18 protein-coding genes are annotated in these 20065 nt (G+C 66.9%); 8 read left to right on the top strand and 10 right to left on the bottom strand.

The genetic code is table 11. From position 1 onward, the window contains the following. The first annotated feature begins 24 nt into the window (after nt 1–24). Nucleotides 25–1500: an Asp-tRNA(Asn)/Glu-tRNA(Gln) amidotransferase subunit GatA gene (gene gatA, locus NV1_RS11135; protein WP_067889093.1), complete on the top strand. Its 1476-nt coding sequence runs from the start codon at nt 25–27 to the stop codon at nt 1498–1500. Here the strand turns inward: gatA and NV1_RS11130 are convergent. Both NV1_RS11130 and NV1_RS11125 read right to left on the bottom strand, forming a co-directional pair. Further along, a complete protein-coding gene (locus tag NV1_RS11130) occupies nt 1470–2915 on the bottom strand; it encodes an alpha/beta-hydrolase family protein (RefSeq protein ID WP_084525273.1) in 1446 nt (481 codons plus the stop codon). The two genes, gatA and NV1_RS11130, sit on opposite strands and share 31 nt — an antisense overlap. 135 nt (nt 2916–3050) lie before the next feature. Next, nucleotides 3051–3701 carry a hypothetical protein gene (locus tag NV1_RS11125; protein WP_157116797.1) on the bottom strand — a complete coding sequence of 217 codons (651 nt, stop codon included), beginning with the start codon at nt 3699–3701 and terminating at the stop codon, nt 3051–3053. Between the two features lie 510 nt (nt 3702–4211). On the opposite strand from NV1_RS11125, the gene NV1_RS11120 reads away from it, so the two are divergent. The 4 genes from NV1_RS11120 to NV1_RS42030 all read left to right on the top strand — a co-directional run bounded on the left by NV1_RS11120 (nt 4212) and on the right by NV1_RS42030 (nt 9086). Beyond that, nucleotides 4212–5432 (top strand): sensor histidine kinase, encoded by a 1221-nt coding sequence (locus tag NV1_RS11120; protein WP_084525272.1) that lies wholly within the window; start codon nt 4212–4214, stop codon nt 5430–5432. 189 nt (nt 5433–5621) lie between these two features. Continuing rightward, nucleotides 5622–6566 (top strand): undecaprenyl-diphosphate phosphatase, encoded by a 945-nt coding sequence (locus tag NV1_RS11115; RefSeq protein WP_067889234.1) that lies wholly within the window; start codon nt 5622–5624, stop codon nt 6564–6566. 10 nt (nt 6567–6576) lie between these two features. Continuing rightward, complete coding sequence (locus NV1_RS11110) at nt 6577–7236, top strand: response regulator (RefSeq protein WP_067889084.1); 660 nt, start codon at nt 6577–6579, stop codon at nt 7234–7236. Between the two features lie 113 nt (nt 7237–7349). Beyond that, nucleotides 7350–9086 (top strand): serine/threonine-protein kinase, encoded by a 1737-nt coding sequence (locus tag NV1_RS42030; protein WP_084525271.1) that lies wholly within the window; start codon nt 7350–7352, stop codon nt 9084–9086. 51 nt (nt 9087–9137) lie between these two features. Here the strand turns inward: NV1_RS42030 and NV1_RS11100 are convergent, their stop codons facing one another. Further along, nucleotides 9138–9944 (bottom strand): SAM-dependent methyltransferase, encoded by an 807-nt coding sequence (locus tag NV1_RS11100; RefSeq protein ID WP_245713656.1) that lies wholly within the window; start codon nt 9942–9944, stop codon nt 9138–9140. Nucleotides 9945–10079: 135 nt separating this feature from the next. On the opposite strand from NV1_RS11100, the gene NV1_RS11095 reads away from it, so the two are divergent. Continuing rightward, nucleotides 10080–11216, top strand: coding sequence for a hypothetical protein (locus NV1_RS11095; RefSeq protein ID WP_067889078.1), 1137 nt, complete (start codon nt 10080–10082; stop codon nt 11214–11216). Between the two features lie 15 nt (nt 11217–11231). On the opposite strand, the gene NV1_RS11090 is transcribed toward NV1_RS11095, so the two are convergent. Beyond that, nucleotides 11232–11426 carry a DUF397 domain-containing protein gene (locus tag NV1_RS11090; RefSeq protein ID WP_067889075.1) on the bottom strand — a complete coding sequence of 65 codons (195 nt, stop codon included), beginning with the start codon at nt 11424–11426 and terminating at the stop codon, nt 11232–11234. Beyond that, nucleotides 11423–12304, bottom strand: coding sequence for a helix-turn-helix domain-containing protein (locus tag NV1_RS11085; protein WP_067889072.1), 882 nt, complete (start codon nt 12302–12304; stop codon nt 11423–11425). Before NV1_RS11085 ends, NV1_RS11090 begins: the two co-directional genes overlap by 4 nt. A gap of 370 nt (nt 12305–12674) precedes the next feature. On the opposite strand from NV1_RS11085, the gene NV1_RS11080 reads away from it, so the two are divergent. Beyond that, entirely contained in the window at nt 12675–13559 is an 885-nt protein-coding gene (locus NV1_RS11080; protein ID WP_067889069.1) for a helix-turn-helix domain-containing protein, read from the top strand. Between the two features lie 142 nt (nt 13560–13701). Here NV1_RS11080 and NV1_RS11075 read toward each other — a convergent pair whose 3' ends face one another. Beyond that, a complete protein-coding gene (locus NV1_RS11075; RefSeq protein WP_067889066.1) occupies nt 13702–14427 on the bottom strand; it encodes an SDR family oxidoreductase in 726 nt (241 codons plus the stop codon). Nucleotides 14428–14529: 102 nt separating this feature from the next. Here NV1_RS11075 and NV1_RS11070 point away from each other — a divergent pair, with 102 nt between their 5' ends. Then, nucleotides 14530–15369 (top strand): LysR family transcriptional regulator, encoded by an 840-nt coding sequence (locus NV1_RS11070; protein WP_373864602.1) that lies wholly within the window; start codon nt 14530–14532, stop codon nt 15367–15369. A gap of 132 nt (nt 15370–15501) precedes the next feature. Here NV1_RS11070 and NV1_RS11065 read toward each other — a convergent pair whose 3' ends face one another. From NV1_RS11065 to NV1_RS11050, 4 genes are all read right to left on the bottom strand, one after another. Continuing rightward, nucleotides 15502–15858 carry a MerR family transcriptional regulator gene (locus tag NV1_RS11065; protein ID WP_067889063.1) on the bottom strand — a complete coding sequence of 119 codons (357 nt, stop codon included), beginning with the start codon at nt 15856–15858 and terminating at the stop codon, nt 15502–15504. A 565-nt stretch (nt 15859–16423) separates the two neighbouring features. Continuing rightward, nucleotides 16424–17251: a ZIP family metal transporter gene (locus NV1_RS11060; protein ID WP_067889060.1), complete on the bottom strand. Its 828-nt coding sequence runs from the start codon at nt 17249–17251 to the stop codon at nt 16424–16426. Between the two features lie 141 nt (nt 17252–17392). Further along, complete coding sequence (locus tag NV1_RS11055) at nt 17393–18310, bottom strand: NADP-dependent oxidoreductase (protein WP_067889228.1); 918 nt, start codon at nt 18308–18310, stop codon at nt 17393–17395. A 662-nt stretch (nt 18311–18972) separates the two neighbouring features. Beyond that, on the bottom strand, nt 18973–20004 hold the full coding sequence (locus NV1_RS11050) for an ATP-dependent 6-phosphofructokinase (protein WP_067889225.1): 1032 nt from the start codon (nt 20002–20004) through the stop codon (nt 18973–18975). Nucleotides 20005–20065 lie beyond the last annotated feature (61 nt).

The raw sequence follows: 20065 nt of genomic DNA, 5'->3' as shown, positions 1-20065 counted from the left end.
CACTCGTTCGCAGGGAGGTGCAGCATGAGCGCGGCGGATCTGACCCGATTGTCCGCGGCCGAGCTGGCCGAGAAGATCCACGCCCGCGAGGTGTCCTCGGTGCAGGTCACCGAGGCGCATCTGCAGCGCATCGCCGAGGTGGACGGGGAACTCAACGCCTTCCTGCATGTCGCGGGTGAGCAGGCGCTGTTGACCGCGGCCGAGGTGGATCGCGCGATCGCGGGCGGCGAGGTGGCCTCGCCGCTGGCCGGTGTGCCGCTGGCGCTGAAGGACGTGTTCACCACCACCGATATGCCCACCACCTGCGGATCGAAGATCCTCGAGGGCTGGGTGTCGCCGTACGACGCGACGGTGACGAGCAAGCTGCGTGCGGCGGGTATCCCGATCGTCGGCAAGACCAATATGGACGAGTTCGCGATGGGTTCGTCCACGGAGAACTCCGCCTACGGCCCGACCCGCAACCCGTGGGACACCGAGCGTATTCCGGGCGGTTCGGGCGGCGGTTCGGCGGCCGCACTGGCCTCGTATCAGGCCCCGCTGGCCATCGGCACCGACACCGGCGGCTCGATCCGCCAGCCCGCCGCGGTGACCGCGACCGTCGGCACCAAGCCGACCTACGGCACGGTATCGCGATACGGCCTGGTCGCGTGCGCGTCCTCGCTGGATCAGGGTGGCCCGTGCGGTCGCACGGTGCTGGACACCGCGCTGCTGCACGAGGTGATCGCCGGATACGACCCGCGGGATTCGACCTCGCGCGATGTCGCGGTGCCCGATGTGGTGACCGCGGCGCGCGAAGGTGCGCGCGGCGATCTGCGCGGGCTGAAGGTCGGCGTGGTGAAGGAACTGCATTCGGACAGCTATCAACCCGGCGTGCTGGCCTCCTTCGACGCCGCCGTCGCCACCCTGAAGGATCTGGGCGCGGATGTGCTGGAGGTGTCGTGCCCGAACTTCGAGCACGCGCTGCCCGCCTACTACCTGATCCTGCCCAGTGAGGTCTCCTCGAACCTGGCGCGCTTCGACGCGATGCGGTACGGCCTGCGCGTCGGCGATGACGGTCAGCACAGCGCCGAGCAGGTCATGGCCGCTACCCGCGAGGCCGGATTCGGCCCGGAGGTCAAGCGCCGCATCATGATCGGCACCTACGCGTTGTCCGCGGGATACTACGACGCGTTCTACGGGCAGGCGCTCAAGGTGCGCACCCTGATCGCCCAGGACTTCGATCGCGCCTACCAGCAGGTCGACGTCCTGGTGTCGCCGACCAGCCCGTTCACCCCCTGGAAGCTGGGGGAGAAGGTCAACGATCCGCTCGCGATGTACCTGTCCGATCTGTGCACGCTGCCGACCAACCTGGCCGGGCACTGCGCCATGTCGGTCCCTTCGGGTCTCAGCGCGGACGACAATCTCCCGGTCGGCCTGCAGATCATGGCCCCGGCCCTCGCCGACGACCGCCTCTACCGGGTCGGCGCGGCCTACGAGGCGGCGCGCGGACCGATCGCCTGATCCCGCAACGGATTTCGGCCTTCACGAGAGTGACAGGTGCCCAGCGCGGTGCCCTGGTCGATGCCGTAGCGGTGGCCGTGGCCCGGTGCGGGGGTGAGGGCCGAGAGCAGGTCCGTGCTGGTCTGGACGAAGGTGATCAGCGGGATCCAGGGCGGGTGCGGGGCATCGGGACGGGCGTTGGTGAGATTCGGTGCGTGCCACAGCAGTTCGGGCGACCACTGGACGACGGGATCGGAGGAGTTGGCCAGGATCCGGGCACCGGCGTGGTGGACTCGATCGGCGGGCGGGCCCGCCCAGAGCGCGGCGCAGACGCGGTGGCGTTGATCGGCGTCGTCGGTGAAGACCGAACTTCCAGCGGTCGCACCGAGGCTCTGGCCGTAGATGTACAGGCGCGGTGGATTTTTCAGGCCGGTCAGTCGTCGTTCGAGCGCGGTGAACAGGGCTCGCTGCGACTGTTCGGCGGCGTTGCGGCCGAACAGGTAGCCGACCCAGCTCGGTGCGTCGGAGTACTGCACGGCGACCATGGCGACATCGTCGGCGAACCGCCGGGCCAGGCCCGTCACCGCGTGTTCGTCGACCCATCCTGATCCCGTCGGGACCATGACGACGAGATTCGAGCGAGCCAGCGCACCCGACCGTTCGAGCTCGCGAATGACCAGGGCGACACGGGAATTCAGATCCGGTGCCGAGTTCAGGCCGGCGTAGACGCGTACCGATCGACCGGCCTCGGCGGACATGAACCTGCGGCCCTGCGCCCCCAGCGAGGACGGGTCGGGTATCGCTTCGCCGTTCTCTGAGAGGCTTTCGGGGAACGGTTGCGCGCCAGTGGAATTCGTCGGCGCATCAGCGCGCGCGTCGGCGTGCCGCCGCCCATCGGCTGTCGCGGGCAGCAGGGCGATCTGTATCGCCAGCGCCGCGACGATCGTCAGCGTGACGTTCCGCGCCCGCATCGCGCATCGAACGGCCCACCGCATCGCGCGGGTGCCCCCGAGCAGCGCGAGCGCGACCAGCAGCGCCACGGCCGCGCATTCGAGCCAGTATCCGACGCCCACGTCCGGGAATCCCATGGCCGCACGCAGCCGGTTCTGCCACCACTCGGCCCGCACCACCGCGAGCGCCACCGCCAGCGCGCAGCCCACCGGGATCGCGGCCCGCAGCCCGCGCTGTGTGCTACCGGACGAATTGTGCCGCAACAGCTTTCGGGCAACCGCACTCACGCCGACGAACAACGCCAGGAGCGCCCCGGTGAGCAGGCCCTGCGCGATCGCGGTCCGCGGCAACAGCCCGGGAGCCAGCGACACCACCGTCCCCGCCGCCGCCGCGACCACCGTGCCCGTGCGCGGCGCCGAAAGCCGCCGCCTCGGAACAGCGCCGGACTCACTGACGACTCGAACCTCAGCAGTCGAAGAACTCATCGAAACCCCCTGTATCCGTGGCGAATTCCTCGCCGAGCCGGTGTAATCGAGAAGATCTGGATCGCCGTGCACGGTGCGACGTCTGTGCCGGTGATCGGGTGTCCGGCCATGCCGAATCCACTGGAGCGTCCGGCGTCATCGCGTCGTCTCCGCACGATCGGCCGAGGGCGGCTTGCGCCGTCGTTTGCCGCGCACGATCTCGGTGATGAGCAGTGCGACGGCGCTGAGCGCCAGCGCGGCGGGCGCGGCGATGGCCAGGAACTGGTAGCCGAGGTGCTCGCCCGCCAGGCGGATGCCGAACAGGTACTCGGTGCGGGGCGCTGCGTAATTCTGGCGACGGGAATTCAGGTCCACGGCGGTTCCGGCGACGGCGGCCGCGGTCCGGCACTGGGCCCGGCGCAGACCGTGGCGGTCTTCGCAGGCGGTCAGCATGCGCTGTTCGAGGACGGCGTCGATCGCCTGCCGCGCCCACGTCCCCAGCGGCTGCCCGTGATCGTCGGCGTAACGCAGCAGGTCGTACCCGAGATCGTGCGCCTGGCACGCGGTACGGAATTCCGCCGGCAACCGCACCGGCGAGGAACAGTCACCACCCGGATCGACCAGCAACCCATCGGCGAGGACCGGCCGATACCCTCGGTCGGTGGCAAAGTCTCTGGGCAGCAGCACATTTCCCGGTTGCGCCCCGGTCAACCCCGCCACCGCCACCCGGGCCGCGGAATTCTCCCCACCCACCGTCCCCACCGCCGCCCCGGCAACCGGCTGTGCGACAACGAATGCCGTAACCACGCCGACTGCCCCGACCGCCGCCCACACTCGCCCCCGCCACGATCCCCCCGCACGGTTCCGAGAATCGGTCACGACTCCGGCAGCGGATACCTGGTCACTCGAACGATGTGGTGGCTCTGCGCCCTCGCCATCTTTCGGCTGGGCCATCGCTGGCGTGGGCGGTACAGCGGGCGAATCGGTCGTGGTCGCGCCAGATGAGCCCGATGATGCTGGGGCGCAACGAGATTTGTGCGCAACAGGCGCTGGTTCGCGGTCTTCGCCAGGTTCCGGGATCACCGTGTGCGCGAGTGCGCTGCGGATAACAGGGCCGGGATTCTGTGGGGACGCGGCGTGGGGCTCGCTCATCTGTCGAACGTATGAATTCGGTCGCGAATCGAGCCTCACGCTGAGGATCTGTTCGGGAGCCGACGTGGCGGGGGAGGCGGCGGCAGGTCTCGTACTGGGGTAGGGGTGCGAATTCACCCGGCGGTATGACGGAATCGGGTGGACGGGGTTTCTAGGGTCATAGGCATGGCTCGGACGATGCGGATGCCGGCGCGAACGGCGCGGAACTCGAAACGGATGCGGTTGTGGTTCGACGTAGCCGTCGGCGTGGTCGCCGTGACCATGTTCTCGGTGGCCTGGCCGACGCTGCATCTGACGCACCAGGTGCCCACGGCGGCGCAGCCGTTCATCGCGGGGCTGGCGGCGCTGCCCGTCGTGCTGCTCCGGGTGAATCCCGCTCTGGGATGGGCGATTTCGGCGGGTTCGGCACTGCTGATCGCGTTGGCGATTCCGCATCAGCCGGGGAATCACCTGCCGTTCCAGGTCGTACACATCCTGGTCTTCTTCGCGCTGCTGTTCGCGGTGGCGGTGCGCGCACAGATACAGATCGTGCTGGTCGCCTGGCTGTCCTCGGCGCTGCTGTTCGCCACGACGATGGCGGGTGCGGACGAGTCGGTCGCCTCGTCGGTCTTCGGCTGGCCGATCGCGATGACGGGTCTGGTCCTGTTCGGTCTGCTGGTGCGCTGGCTGGTGCTCTCGCGCCGGGCGCTGGTCGAGCAGGAGGAGGTCAGCGAGCTCGAGCGAGCCCGCCGTACCGTACTCGAGGAGAAGGCGCGCATCGCCCGCGATCTGCACGACGTCGTCGCACATCACATGTCGATGGTGGTGGTGCAGGCACAGACCGCGCCCTACCGCGTCTCGGACGTATCACCCGCCGCGCGTGCGGAATTCGAGTCGATCGGCGCGTCGGCTCGGGAAGCGCTGAACGAGGTCCGCAGCATGCTGGGGGTACTGCGCAGCGACGGCCAACTGCCCGATCACGCACCGCAACCCACGGCTGCCGACATCCTCCTGCTCCTGGAGAGTGCGCGCCGGGCCGGTGTCGCGATCGACTGGACCGTCGAGGGCCCGTTGCACACCGTGCCGGACACGGTCGGCCTGGCGCTGTACCGGATCGTGCAGGAATCGCTGTCCAACGCCTCCCGTCACGCCCCGCATGCGGCGGTACGGGCGAACCTGACGGTCGATACACACCTCGTGGAGCTGCTGGTTGTCAATGCGCCCGGCGAATCACCGGCCGACGGCGTCCCCGGAACCGGTATCGCGGGTATGCGTGCCCGCGCCGAGGCCATCGGCGGAACACTCACCGCCGAACCACGCCCCGACGGCGGGTTCCAGGTCTGCGCCAGGCTTCCGTCGACACCGTCCATGCCGTCGGCCTTCGGCGCACCCACCCCGGTGCCGTGAGCCGCGGCGAAGCAGTCCTCCGCTGTGCGATCGATCGCGATCCGACGTGCGGGCCACGAATCGGATGGGCGCGTCGATTCCGGGGTGGTGGCCGGCCGCATCCACGTGGGCGGCCGGTCGCAGACGCGATGCGAAGCAGCCCGGGAACTGGTGCGGCAGATCGACAGCGCGCATGGGAGACTCGTCACGATGCTCACCTACTTCCAAGCCATCGTGATCGGCGCGCTGCAAGGCGTCACCGAGTTGTTCCCCATCTCCAGTCTCGGCCATTCGGTGCTGGTCCCGGCGTGGATCGGCGGCAGCTGGCAGGAGCTCGTCACGCAGGGGGATTCCAAGTCCGGCACGCCGTACCTGGCGTTCGTGGTCGCCCTGCACGTCGCGACGGCGATCGCGCTGCTGGGGTACTACTGGCGGGACTGGCGCGACATCATCATCGGATTCGTGCAGACCCTGCGCACTCGTCGCATCGAGACCTCCACGCAGCGGCTGGCCTGGCTGATCGTCATCGCCACCATTCCGGTCGGCCTCCTCGGCCTGGTCCTGGAGCATCCGCTGCGGGCACTGTTCGCCACCCCGATCTACGCGAGCATCTTCCTGATGCTCAACGGCGTCGTGTTGATCGTCGGTGAGGGATTGCGCCGCCGCAACGCGCCGTCGCTGTCGGACTACGGACGTAGATTCGCCGAGGAGGAAGCGCGCGTCTCCGGTCGCGGCGGCGATGTGCTGACCGAGGAACATCTCGCCTCGGACGAACGTCTCGCGGCCCTGAGCGTGAAGGATGCGCTCGGTATCGGCCTGGCCCAGTCCGGCGCACTGCTGGCCGGATTCAGTCGCTCGGGTCTGACCATGGTCGGCGGCCTGCTGCGCGGACTCGACCACGAGGACACCGCGAAATTCGCCTTCCTGCTGGCCACGCCGGTGATTCTGGCCGCCGGTGTGCTCAAACTCCCCGAACTGGCCGGTCCGCAGGGACGCGGCATCATCGGCCAAGCCGTAGTCGGCGCGATCGTCGCCGGTTTGGCCGCGTGGTTCGCGGTGCGCTTCCTGGAACGGTTCTTCAAGACTCGCACGATGCTGCCGTTCGCGGTGTACTGCATCGTCGCGGGTCTGCTGTCGATCATCCGTTTCACATAGGGCAGAGCCTGTGCCCATCACCGTATTGATCGCCGACGACCAGGCGATGGTCCGGCAGGGATTCGGCGCGCTCCTGGCCGCACAGTCCGATATCAGCGTCATCGGTGACGCGGCCAACGGGCAGGTCGCGGTGTCCGAGGCGAAACGCCTGCGCCCCGACGTGGTGCTGATGGATGTGCGCATGCCGGAGATGAACGGCCTCGACGCCGCCCGCGCCATCCTCGCCGCCGGATTCGATCCGCCGGTGCGGGTGCTGATGCTGACCACCTTCGACATCGACGACTACGTCTACGAGGCATTGAGCCTGGGCGCCAGCGGTTTTCTGCTCAAGGACGCCCCCGCCGAGGAGTTGGTGCGTGCGGTGCGGGTGGTCGCCGACGGTCAGGCGCTGCTCGCCCCGACGGTGACCAGACGGCTCATCGCCGACGTCACCCGCCGGCGCGCCCGCCGCAACCCGTCCCCGGCGTTGAACGCCCTCACCCCACGCGAGCGCGAAGTACTCGAACTCATCGCCCGCGGCATGTCGAACAACGAGATCGCCGAAGCCCTGTTCGTCGCGGAGCAGACCGTGAAAACACATGTATCGAAGGTATTTTCGAAACTGGATCTGCGCGACCGCGCCCAAGCGGTGGTACTGGCCTACGAATCGGGTCTGGTGACGCCGGGCTGAATTCCCGAGCGGGAAGTACAGCGCCCAGGTCGAGTAGGATGCGCGTGGCGTCGACTCGTACAGTTCTCCCCGCGCACGCGGGGATGAGCCCGTGGCCGGGAAGGGGGTCGTAGGTGCTGCGCAGCGGTGACGTGTTCGCCGGTTTCACCGTCGAGCGACTGCTCGGCCAAGGCGGCATGGGTTCGGTGTATCTGGCGCGGCATCCACGATTACAGCGGCAGACCGCATTGAAACTGCTGAACCGGGAATTGTTCGCGGATGCGGAGATTCGCGCGCGTTTCGAGCGCGAGGCCGATCTGGTCGCCCAGCTGGATCATCCGAATATCGTTGCCGTCTACGATCGCGGCGTCGAGGACGAGCAGCTGTGGATCAGCATGCAGTACATCGATGGCGTCGACGCGGCCACGGTGAATCCGCATACGCTGCCGCCCGAGCGCGCGGTGCAGATCATCGAGGGCGTCGCCGCCGCACTGGATTACGCGCACGGCAATGGTGTGCTGCACCGGGATGTGAAGCCCGCCAACATCATGCTCGGCCGTGATACCAACGGTAAGGGCGAGCGGGTCTATCTCACCGATTTCGGCATCGCCCGGTTGCGGGAGGATTCCACGCACCTGACGCAGGCCGGAATGTTCACCGCGACACTGGCTTACGCCTCGCCCGAGCAGATGACCGGATCACCGCTGGACAACCGCTCCGACCAATATGCGCTGGGGTGTGCGCTGTACTGGCTGCTGAGTGGGACCGGGCCGTTCGATTCGGAGGATCCGAACGAGCTGATCCACGGCCATCTGCTGTTGCCGCTACCGCCGGTGAGTGCGCGTCGTCCCGGGATGAATCCGGCGATGGATCTGGTGCTCGCGCGGGCGATGGCCAAGCGGGCGCCCGATCGGTTCGGCAGTTGTGCGGAATTCGCCGCGGCGGCAAAGCAGGCGTTGACCGCACCCGTTCCCGCGGTCCCGCCCGCGCCGCAGGTCGCCGCGGTGCCGCCTGCGGCTGTGCATCCGGGAATGCCGCTCGCCCCCGCCGGGGTGCCACCCGCTCGGCAGGCGATGAACGGTCATCGGGTGGGGGTGGGAGTTGCGGTGCCCCCGGTAGCTCCGCCCGGTGCATTTTCACCGAATTCGAGTGTGCCGCAACCAGTTTCGAGACGAACGTCCAATCTGCTGATGTGGGGCGTGCTCGGTGCGGTGGCCTTGCTGATCGTGGTCGGTGTGGGATTCCTCGTGCTGTCGAGTGGTTCGCATCCAGGTGCCGCCGCCGGGCCGAAGGCCACCGCCCCCGCGACCGCGTCGGGTACCGCGACCCCGACGGTGACGCGCCGATTCGACGCCGTCACCGCGGTCCAGCAGACCTTCCCGACCCTGCTGCCGCAGGGGGATTCGAATACCGGGGACGCCTACCAGGGCCGGGTGTCCTGTCAGCGGAGCCAGCCGGGTCAGCCCGGCAAGGTACTCCAGAGCGACCCGGTGACCAGCGTGATCCGACGCAGCAATCCGCTGGGCTCGGCGAACTGGATCGGCGCCTGGGAGTGCACCTCACGCCAGACCTCGCTCAGTTACGCGATCGCGGTCTTCGACAGCCCGGCCGCCGCGCAGGCCGCACTGGCCGCGGCCCCCATGACGCGCACCTCCACCGGCACCAAGGGCGACGCCGCCTTCACCGCCCGCAACTGGATCGTGCCCGAGGACATGCAAACCGAGACGGCCGAAATGCTCGTCTCCTTCGAAGCCGATCCGGCGCGGGCGAATACGCTGCTGTATGCCTTCGACACCGGCCCGGTGGAGATGATGGCCGATACCCCCGCGCACGAGGTGCTCGCCAGGTGGTGGGACCAGACTCCGCTGTAAAGCCCCGGTGGACAACGTAATCGTGCCCTATCTCGAGCCGGTGCGCGATGGCTATCGCTTGCGTGCGACGCCCGCGTAGGCCGATACTTCCGCGTCGATTTTCTTCGGAGGCTCCACCCCGTCGGGCCGCCAGCAGTGTGGCACCTGCACGCCGGGATCGACGAACTCCAGTTTCCGGAAGAACCGCGTGAACTCGTCCCGAGTTCGGACCTGGCACGGTAGGCCGCTGCCGCGGTAGATGTCGACCACCGTGGATATGGCGGTCGGATCGAAATCCGGGGTCACGTGGGTCATCACCAGATACGAGCCGGGCGCGAGCCGGTCCATCAGCGCATCGACGATTCCGTAGGCATTCTGCTCGTCGGGGACGAAATGCATCAATGCGTTGAGACTCAGCGCGACAGGTTGGCTCAGGTCCAGAGTCTCCTGCAAACCCGGGGCGTCGAGAATCGTCTCGGGCATCGTGACGTCGGCGGAGACGTAGTTGGTGCGTCCCTCCGGTGAGCTGACCATCAATGCTCTGGCGTGGACGAGCACCAGCGGATCGTTGTCGACGTAGACCACTCGCGCCTCGGGCGCGACCTGTTGGGCGACCTGATGCAGACTCGGCTCGGTCGGGATTCCGGTTCCGATGTCGAGGAATTGACGAATGCCCGCGTGTGCGAGAAACCGTGTCACGCGGTGGATGAAAGCTCTGTTCTCCCGCGCGGCTACCCGTACGCCCGGCCAGATGCCCACGACCTTTTCCGCTGCTTCCCTGTCCGCGCGGTAGTTGTCCTTGCCGCCGAGGTAGTAGTCGTACATTCGGGCGGTATGGGGCTGATTCTTCTGCAGGTCGACAGGAGAGCCGGGTTCCACAGTTCGGGGTCCTTTCGAAAGACGAGACGATATCAAGGTAGCAAGCGGCGCTGAGCGGGCATGTCGTTTCCCCCTTGGGGCCCTTCATGATCGAGTGATAGGCGTTCGGCCTGGGGTATGACAGTGTGTTCTCCCATGATCGGCGCACAGCGGACGAGGATGCGGTGGCGGCCCGAGGCCGGGCGGTTGGTGACATTGATGGCGGTGGCGTTCGGGTTGACCGTCGTGATCACCCGGCTGTACCTGATGGCCTCCGGATACCCGAAAATCGGTGGGAGCGTTTACCACATCGCGCACGCCCTGTTCGGGGGACTGCTGCTGGTGATTTCGTGTCTGTTGTTGCTGATGTCCTCGGGGCGGACGGCGATCACCTGGGCCGCGCTGCTGTCCGGGGTGGGGTTGGGGCTGTTCATCGACGAGGTGGGCAAATTCATCACCACGGACAACAACTATTTCTTTCCGCTGGCTGCTCCCATCATCTATCTGGCCTTTCTGCTGACCGTCGCGGTGGCGCGGATGTCGGCGCGGCGGCGGAACCGGCATCCGGAGCTGGCATTGGGTGCGATCACCGAGGAGATCGGCCGGTCCGTCGGCACCCGGATGAACGCTCAGCGCCGGACGGAGTTGCTCGCCGAACTCCGCGCCATCGATTCGGACGGTTGCGGTGCGGAATATCGAGAACTCGTTGTCGCGCTGCACGATTACCTGGCCGCGTTACCCTGCGACACCGAGCCGGAGCTGGAGCACCGGGTGACCCGGATCGGCGTTGCCCTCGAGAAGCGGCTCCTACCGTTGCCGATGCTGCGCGTGGTACTGATCGCGGTGCTGATCGCACACGGGGTGTGGTCGCTGCTGCGCCTGGTGTTGGCCGGTGTGGTGATCGCCGGTTGGCATTCGCGGTGGCACGACATCGACCGGATGCTCGACCTCACCCAGGGCCACGGTTGGAAATCCCTGGTGGCCTTGGCAATTGCCGCCGTCGCCGAGCTCGCGGTCGGCATCGGGTGCGCGGTCGGCGCGGTGGCGTGGCTGCGCGGGAACGAGGAACTCGGTGTGCGCCTTGCCATCTGGTCCGATGTGGTGTCGTTGACCGTGGTGAATGTGCTGGCCAGTTATTTCAGTCAGTTCCTCACGGTCTTCACCGCGATCGCCGAGGCGCTGCTGCTGTGGGCACTGGTGCGTTACCGCGACCGGCGCGCGCGGCAGTCACGCGCCGAAGCGGACGCACGGCCTACCGACGCGGCGAACGAGGTCGCGGACGCCGCGTCGTGAGGCTCATGTGCCTGGTCAGGCATTGTCATTCACGTTGGCCACGAAGGCATCCCACTCTGCCGGGGTGAAGATCAGTGCCGGGCCGGTGGGGTTCTTGGAGTCGCGTACGCCGACCATGCCACCTTCGAGGTGAGCGACCTCGACACAGTCACCGCCTGTATTGCTTCTGCTGCTTTTGAACCACGTAGCGGTGGACAGGTCGATACTCATGCTGCGTACTCCTCTTCGATCTGCTGTAGCAGTTCCCTGGACTGCGGCTCGCCAAGTGCCGCTGCTTCGATAGCGGCCAATGCGTTCTTATACAGCTCGATCTCCGCTGGCTTGTCCAGGTACAGGGCTCCAGCGTAACTTTCGATGAAGACGACTGGGGGTTGGGTGAGCGATGGGTTCAGATGTTCCGGGAATTCAAGCAATACAAATGATCCTGTCTGAAGCCCGAGATGACCCTCGACCGTTAACGGAATAATTCGCACAGATATGTTGGGCAGTGTGCTCAGTTCGTAAAGATAGTGCACCTGAGAGCGCATTACCGCGGCGCCTCCGATTCGATGACGCAGCGTCGCCTCGCTGATCAGCACTTCCAGTGTCAGTGGGTCTTTCGAATCGCTGAGGCGCCCTTGGCGAATATTGAGCACTTCGAGATGTTGCTCGAATTCCTTGTCGCTCACCACCGGCAAGAAGTCGCGCGCCATGGCACGTCGATAGTCGGCGGTTTGTGCGAGTCCAGGTATCAACGTGAGCTGAAAAGACCTGATACGACTCGCGGCCCCCTCCAGACTCATGAAGAGATCTCGATCGAGGTAGATCGCATCACTGTACGATTGCCACCAACCATCCTTGCGCGACTCGTCCGCCAGCCACAACAGCGTGTTCAAGTCCTCATCGTCGACCTCGTAGACGCGGCACAGTGCCCGGATGGTGGGCTTCTTGACCTCCGAGGTGCGTCCGTTCTCCAAGCGCCACAGGGTTTGCCGGCCGATCTCGGCGCGTTCGGCGGCGGCGTCTCGGGTCAGGTCGGCGGCCTCCCGCAACTCGACCAGCCGTCTGGCGAGCAGCCTGCGTGGCACGGTGGTCGCTTCGATCGTCATGAGGCCCCCTTTGGCTGTGGCTGTTTCGTTCAGATTGATTGGAACGTTTTCCTCTGGTGACGAATGTCTTCGACTCGGTCCCGATCCGGCACGACTCGGTGTGTACTCGATGTGTGCCGGATGGCGCGCGAATCAACAAGCCGCCGTCGGATATTCGTCTGCAATCTACGTCTTCGGAGAGTGCTGCCATGACTGTAATGACTACCACCGACAAACGAGAAACCCGAGCGGATGCCGGGCGCGACCCGATGCATCCCGCTGGAACACAGCGCATTGCAACAATCCGTGCTGGAATTCACCGGACTGGAATTGGGAACAGAAAACGTGGCGTCGCAAACGTAGCCGAAACATATGTGCAGGAGGTGAACAAGTGACCGGATCAACCCTCGCCCGGCGGTCTCTGGGCCGCCGCCTGCGCAAGCTCCGGGACGCGGCCGGGATACGTCAGGCCGCCGCGGCACGGGCTGCCGAGCTGTCCCCGCAGTCCATCGGCCGCCTCGAAGACGGCCAGGCGACAAGGATTTCCGGCCTGCACATCAACGCGCTGTGCAATGCCTACGGAGTGCACGACGACGAACGCCGGGCCCTGCTGGATCTCGCGGCAGAGGCGCGCGAGGTGCAACGCACGGGCGGCGCGTGGTGGCGTCCGAATGGCGAGCCCGCACATGCCGATGTCGACCACCTCGCGGCGCTCGAGGAGACGGCCCGGCGGTGGACGTCGTTCCAGAACGTCACGATCCCGATCCTCCTGCAGACCGCCGACTATCGCCGCGCCTGCGAATGGACCCTGCATCCGCAGGACGCCACGGCCGATATCGAACACCGCGTCGAGACCGCGCTGCAACGTCGGAAACGTCTGCACGACAACGATTTCGACATCGTCGTATACCTACTGCAATCGGTCCTGCACCACCCCGTGGGCGGCCCGGCGGTGATGGCCCGCCAACTCGCCCACCTGCACGACCTCACGCACTTGCCGAACATCTCGATCCGCGTCATCCCGCGCTCCGCCGACAGCCACATCGGCCTGCACCTGGACCGCTTCGTACTGCTGGAATTCGGCAACCTCCCCGCCACCGGCCTCCCCGAACCGCCGATCATCCATGTGGAAGGCCACACCGGATCGCTCTTCCTGGAACGAGACTGCGACCTCACCCCCTACCGCGACGCCCTCGCCGAACTGAATCGCGTTGCCCTGGACGAAGATCGGTCCAGAACTCTGATGCTCGAGACCGCCGCGGATCATCAGCCGTGATTCGGCTGCCACGACAGCGGTCGGCCCCGGAAACGGATGGGCGGAACAGGCGGGTGACCCCGAGGCCACCCGCCTGTCCGCGCAGCTTGTCAGGACCGCCGGAACACCGGCGAACCGCGGCACGACGAAATGTGCGTCGCCATCACCAGGGCACGGTTCCGGCGTCGTCGAAGAATCCGCCGGTCGGCCCGTCGTCGGGCAGCGTCGCGAGGCGAATCGCGATCGCCGCGCCCTGTTGCGGAGTGCGGACGCCGCGGAAGCCGTTGAGGTCGGTGGCGGTGAAACCGGGGCAGCCGGAATTGATCAGGATGTTGGTATCGCCCAATTCCTTGACGTACTGGATGGTGACGGCATTGAGGAAGGACTTCGACGGCGAGTACGCGGCGGAAATCGGGCCCGTCTCGGCGCCGGGCGTGGACTGGAGCGTGAGCGAGCCGACGGTGCTGGACATGTTCACGATCCGCGGCGAGGCCGACTCGCGCAGCATGGGCAGCATCGCGTTGGTGACGCGGATGACCCCGATCACGTTGGTATCCACGACATCTCGCACGGTCGCGGGGTTCACCACGGTGGGCGCCTGCGGCATACCCCCGGTGATCGCGGCGTTGTTGATCAGGACGTCGAGGCCGCCGGCTCGCTCGGCGATCAACTCGGCCGCGGCGGCGACACTCGCGTCGTCGGTCACGTCCAGCGGTACGCCGAACGCGTCGGTCCCGGCCGCGCGCAGCTTTTCCACCGCGGTCTCGCGGCGCTGCGCATCACGCGCGCCCACGCCGATTCGCCAGCCGAGGGCGCCCAAGCCCGCCGCGATCTCGTATCCGATTCCCTTGTTCGCGCCGGTCACCAGCGCAATCGTCGATTCACTCATACCGTCGATACTGGTTCGGACTCCTGTGGGGCGTCCAAGACCTACCCGGTGGTCAGCGATACCGCACGGGTATCGGTTGTGGTGAGCCGCGGATAGGATGAGATGGTGGAGACGCGGGAGTTGCGATATTTCGTCGCGGTCGCCGAGGAGTTGCACTTCGGGCGGGCGGCGGAGCGACTCGTCATTGCGCAACCGCCGCTGTCGCGGGCGATCCAGCAGCTGGAGCGACGCCTCGGAGTGGTTCTGCTGCAACGCAACTCGCGTGCGATCAGCTTGACCGAGGCGGGGTCGGTGTTGCTGCGGGAGGCTCGGGCCGCGCTCGACGCGGTCGAGGCCGCCGAGCGTCGCACCCGTCGCGCCGCCGACCGGCCCGGCGTGGTGCTGGCCACGAAGGCCGGAGCGTCCAGCGAACTGTTGCCGAAACTGCTGAACGCCTATGCCGCCGAGCCCGGCGCTGTCGCCGTCGAGGTGATGCTGTGCGGGCCCGGTGAACAGGAACGGCTGCTGCGTGACGGGCGCGCCGACGTCGCCCTGCTGCATCGGCCCTTCGACACCATCGCCGGATTCGACACCGAGGACCTGTACACCGAGCAGCAGATCCTGGTCCTGCCCGCGGGCCACCCCCTCGCGACCCGGTCGCACATCTCCTCGGCCGAGGTCTCCGCCCTCACGGACCTGCCGCTGCCGCGCTGGCCGCGGTCGGACGGCAGCTACCCGGAGGGCCCCGGCCCACAGGTTCGCGACCACACCCAGCTGGTCCAGCTGATCGGGCTCGGACGCGCCTGCGCGATCCTGCCCGAGTCGGCGCGAACCCATCTCGGCGAGGGGCACGCCATCGTGCCGGTTCCGGACGCACCGGCCGTCACGACAGTCATCGCGTGGCCGCCCCACAGCAGATCCAAAGCCGTCGCCGACCTCGTCCGCGCCGCGATACGCCTCTAGCCGGCCCGAGCGACTCCGACCTCGTCCCGTCCGGGCCCGAGCCCTGACCTCGACAGCATCCTCCAGGCCGAAAACCGACTCCCGAACCGCTCACCGAAAGCGCCGCGGAGTAACCGGTCATGACCCTTGGTTTCAGTCGGGGTCGGTGTGCTTGTCGAGGGTGTGTTGCAGTTCGGTGTTGAGGCGCTGCGCCTCGGCGAGCTGGTCTTCGAGGATGACGATGCGGCACGCCGCGTCGAGGGCGTTGCCGGCGTCGACGAGTTCGCGGACGCGGGCGGCGATACGGAGCTGGTAGCGCGAGTAGCGGCGGTGCCCGCCCGGCGACCGTTGCGGGGTCAGCAGTTGCGCGGCGTCCAGGCCGCGCAGGAACGCTTGGGTGACACCAAGGATTTCCGCGGCGCGTCCCATCGAGTAGGCGGGGTAATCGTCGTCGTCGAGTTTGTCGGCGGCACTGGGACCGCCGGTGGGGTGGGGGTTGGGTTGTTGCACAGGGCCTCTCGGGTCAACGCCGACAGGCCCCGGCGCGGTTGCGCCGGGGCCTGGGATCTACGAACGGGGGAATAATTTCATTGCTGTTCTCACCGGCCCGTGAGGGCCGCTCTCACACACCGCATCCGATGCTTTCCGGGATGCGGAACCGATAAATGACTACTCAGTGACCACCTCCTGGATCGCCGGACTTCCTACGGTGCTTGCGGATTCGATTATTCGATGGTGCTTCGTCCCCTTCCGGCGGGTCCGGCCGACTGCACCGGGTCTATCTGTCATCCGCCGGAAGGGGACGGTGGAACTTACTTCTTCCGGGCAGTTCACCTGCCCGGCCACCGGACTTCATCAACTCGAACGACAGTGACTCTATAACGACTCTCAGCGAATGTCTACATCCGACACGGCAGATTTTCGACTGCCGGTGTGAGTGTTTATGTCACATGGGTGGGGGGCATATCGGTGGTGTAGGTGACCGGGTAGATCCGAGGCGCCCGAGCACACGCAGAGCGGAAGGGGATGCCCGGCGGCCGCGCTGCGTGAGATGACAGGGGACGCGTGGTTCGAGTCAGGCCCCGGCTGCGGTGACCACGGCGTCGGTGGCGAAGCCCAGCACGAGACCGGCGAAGACACACCAGGTCGTCAGCGTCTTGAAGCCGGTCTTGCGGGCGACGGCGAGCAGTTCGATCACTACGTAGAGGATCGACCCCGCGGCCAAGCCGAGGAAGGCGATGGACACCGTGTCGTCGACCAGGCGTTGACCGACGACCGTGCCGAGGAAGGTGGGGCCGCCGCCGATCAGGCCGAGCCCGAGCAGGGTGAGCCAGGAGGGGCGTTCGCCGTCCGCGGCGAGCGGGGCGACGATGCCGAACCCTTCGGTGGCGTTGTGCAGACCGAAGCCGATGATGAGCAGGATGGCGAGGGAGAGCTCGCCCTTGGCGGCGGAGTTGCCGATGGCCAGGCCCTCGGCGAAGTTGTGCAGACCGATGCCGGTAGCGATCATCAGCGTGAGGGATGCGGCCTGGCTGCGGCTCTTGGATGCGAGTTCGGTGGCGGCCACCGCACCCGGGCCCTGTGGGCGCTCGGCGGTCCGACGGCGACGGGCCATCCAACTGTCGTAATACACCAGGCCCAGCAGTCCCACCGCCAGGCCCGCCATCAGGGTGAGGCCGCCGGATGCCACCGTGCCCCACTCGTGCTTACCCAGCGCCCCGTCGATCGGTTCCCAGGCGTGCGTCAGCACGTCCCAGACCAGGAACACCAGGATCCCGATGGCGACCGCGTTGAGTCCGGCCTTCAGACGAGGGGTGGGCTTGCGCAGCCTGCCGATCGGCAGGCCGAGGTAGATGGTGAATCCTGCTATGGCGCCTAGCAAGGCGATGTTCGTGCCGGACATGAGCGGACCTCGGCTAGGGCGGAAGCGGACCGACACAGCCTAAAGCAGGCAACGCTTACCTAACAAGTCGCCAGTCTCTCTCGGGCGCAGCGGCCAACGTCGGCCAATGCCGAGCTCTTCGCCACGAAATTGTCAGTGAGCTCAGGGGCGCACGCGAATGACGGTCTTGCCCTTGCGGCGCCCGGTCGGGTTGAGCGCAGGGAGGGCGTCGTCGAGCGTCGCGACGGTTCCGATGTGCGTGCGAAGGCGCCCGTCGCGCACCCGGTCGACGATCTCCACAAGCTGACTCGGAACGGACTCGACGACGAAGTCGACCGCGAGACCGTCGACAGGGCGAGCCTCGGCAGGTCCGACCACCGACACCAGCGTCCCGAAGGGACGGATGATGCGCGCCGAGCGCCTCTGGATGTCACCACCGATGACATCGAAGACCAGATCGACCCCGCCGACGTCTTCCAGATTTTCGCCGTCGAGATCGAGGAACTCGTTCGCGCCGAAGTCGAGCGCTGCCTGGCGGTCCGCCGCTCGTCCGGTACCGATGACATAGGCGCCGAACTCTCGCGCGAGTTGCGTTACCACGGACCCGACCGCGCCGGCGGCGCCGTGTGCGAGGACGCTCTGGCCCGCCTGAAGACGACCGTGCTGGAACAGGCCTTGCCATGCGGTCAGTCCGGAGATCGGCAGGCTCGCACCCACCGTGAAGTCGACGTTCCCCGGCAACGGCGCAAGGTTGCGTGCCTCCACGGCCACGAACTCGGCCAGGGTTCCGTCGCGGTGCCAGTCCGTGATCCCGAACACCCGCTGGCCCAGCGAGAGTCCCGTCGTGCCGTAGCCGAGGGAAGTGACCATTCCCGCACACTCGTGGCCGATGATCGCTTGGGCTCGATCGTGGCCGGAGCGATCGACCCACGTCGAGGGCCACTCCCACTCTGCGGGGACGAAGCCCGACGCATGGACTTCAACGATGACGTCGTTGATCGCCGGCGTCGGCTCGGGCCGCTCCGCGAGTGTGATCCCGGCTGCTTCCGCGGCCTGATCCGTTGTGACGATCGCCTTCATCGGTGCCTCCGTTATCTCATGCTCGACGGCTCTACGTGTTTCAGTGGTCAATCCTGCGGCCAGAAGCTCAACGAAGTGCGTTGTTTCTTGCGCGAGTCGGGAGCCCCGAAGATTCCCCTGCACGGCATCGCGGCTGCGTTGGCGCATCGGCCGCCGGTGCGAGCAGCCGCGACGTAGGCCGGCCCATTTCCCCCGCTTCATCGTCATGCCGTGCTGGTCGACCTCGGTATCGAGTACTGCGACGTCGGCGCTGGTGGTCTGCTCGATCAGCATCACCACATCGCCGAGCGGGTGGAAACCGAGATGGTGGTGGGTCCGGAAGCGCTCCGCGGCTGCCCGTCTCTCGGATTCGGCGCTCACCCGACCGGAGCGATGCCCTGGTACTCCAGGAAGGCATCCAACTCGAGGAAACGGAGCAATTGCTGGTACATGGAGTCCAGCACCGGCGATCGTCCGCGACAATGTCGGCTGGGTGACCCGTGGTCGCTGCCAACTCGTGCTGACTCAGCCCGGCGGCTGCGCGGGCACGATCAATGCGATCGCCGATCGACATCGATGTTCGCCGCCTTCTGAATCAATTTTTTTTCCGACTGATTCAGTGGATAGGCATCGCCGAGCCGAGACGATGGAGGTGCTCTGGACTTGCGCGAAGGGCCGGACTGTTACCCGAAGAACGCCGCTGCTTCGTTGTGCCGGTGCGGCGGAACGAGTTTGAGTTGTTTGGTGGCCTCGGAGAGGGGGACGAGGTCGATTTCGGTGCCGTGCAGGGCGACCATCTGGCCGAATTGGCCGTTGTGGACGGCTTCGGTGGCGTGCACGCCGAAGCGGGTGGCGAGGACCCGGTCGAAGGCGGTGGGGGTGCCGCCGCGCTGGACGTGGCCCAGCACGGTGGTGCGGACCTCCTTGCCGATGCGACGTTCGATTTCCACGCCGAGCTGGTGGGCCACGCCGGTGAAACGTTCGTGGCCGTATTCGTCGATGCCGCCCTGCCGCAGGGTGAACGACCCCTCACCGGGTTTGGCGCCCTCGGCCACGACGCAGATGAAATGCGAATCGCCGCGCTGGAAACGGCGTTTGATCATGGTGCACACCTCGTCCACGTCGAAGGGCACCTCGGGGACCAGGGTCAGATGCGCGCCCGCCGCGATGCCTGCGTTCATCGCGATCCACCCGGCGTGCCGGCCCATCACCTCCACCAGCATGACGCGCTGATGCGATTCTGCGGTGGTGTGCAGGCGGTCGATGGCGTCGGTGGCGATGGTGACAGCGGTGTCGTGGCCGAAAGTCGTGTCGGTGCAATCGATGTCGTTATCGATGGTCTTCGGCACGCCGACCACCGGGACGCCCTCGTCGGCCAGCCAGCTGCCCGCGGTGAGCGTGCCCTCGCCGCCGATCGGGATCAGGGCATCGATGCCGTTGTCGTCCAAGGTCTGCTTGATCCGGCCCAGACCGTCGCGCAACACGTCCGGATTCGTGCGCGCGGTGCCGAGCATGGTGCCGCCCTTGGTGAGCAGCCGGTCGGTGCGATCGTCGTTGTGGATGTGGATCTTGCGATCCTCGAGTAGTCCGCGCCAACCGTCCTGGAACCCGACGATCGCGTCCCCGTAGCGGCCGTTCGCGGTGCGGACGACGGCTCGGATGACCGCGTTCAGTCCGGGGCAGTCTCCGCCTCCGGTCAAGACTCCGATGCGCATGGCACCCATCTTGCCGTATCTTCTGCCTCCGCTTCGCTGCGGCGGGTTTTCGGCGCTTTAA

Source organism: Nocardia vaccinii NBRC 15922, from assembly GCF_001613305.1.
GTDB lineage: Bacteria > Actinomycetota > Actinomycetes > Mycobacteriales > Mycobacteriaceae > Nocardia > Nocardia vaccinii.
Note: the sequence above shows the minus strand (reverse complement) of the source record. Positions and strands in the feature narration are given on the sequence as shown.

Coding starts and splice junctions, on each gene's coding strand:
- gatA (WP_067889093.1), top strand. CDS start 25: ATGAGCGCGGCGGATCTGACCCGATTGTCCGCGGCCGAGCTGGCCGAG.
- NV1_RS11130 (WP_084525273.1), bottom strand. CDS start 2,915: ATGAGTTCTTCGACTGCTGAGGTTCGAGTCGTCAGTGAGTCCGGCGCT.
- NV1_RS11120 (WP_084525272.1), top strand. CDS start 4,212: ATGGCTCGGACGATGCGGATGCCGGCGCGAACGGCGCGGAACTCGAAA.
- NV1_RS11115 (WP_067889234.1), top strand. CDS start 5,622: ATGCTCACCTACTTCCAAGCCATCGTGATCGGCGCGCTGCAAGGCGTC.
- NV1_RS11095 (WP_067889078.1), top strand. CDS start 10,080: ATGATCGGCGCACAGCGGACGAGGATGCGGTGGCGGCCCGAGGCCGGG.
- NV1_RS11090 (WP_067889075.1), bottom strand. CDS start 11,426: ATGAGTATCGACCTGTCCACCGCTACGTGGTTCAAAAGCAGCAGAAGC.
- NV1_RS11085 (WP_067889072.1), bottom strand. CDS start 12,304: ATGACGATCGAAGCGACCACCGTGCCACGCAGGCTGCTCGCCAGACGG.
- NV1_RS11075 (WP_067889066.1), bottom strand. CDS start 14,427: ATGAGTGAATCGACGATTGCGCTGGTGACCGGCGCGAACAAGGGAATC.
- NV1_RS11070 (WP_373864602.1), top strand. CDS start 14,530: ATGGTGGAGACGCGGGAGTTGCGATATTTCGTCGCGGTCGCCGAGGAG.
- NV1_RS11060 (WP_067889060.1), bottom strand. CDS start 17,251: ATGTCCGGCACGAACATCGCCTTGCTAGGCGCCATAGCAGGATTCACC.
- NV1_RS11055 (WP_067889228.1), bottom strand. CDS start 18,310: ATGAAGGCGATCGTCACAACGGATCAGGCCGCGGAAGCAGCCGGGATC.
- NV1_RS11050 (WP_067889225.1), bottom strand. CDS start 20,004: ATGCGCATCGGAGTCTTGACCGGAGGCGGAGACTGCCCCGGACTGAAC.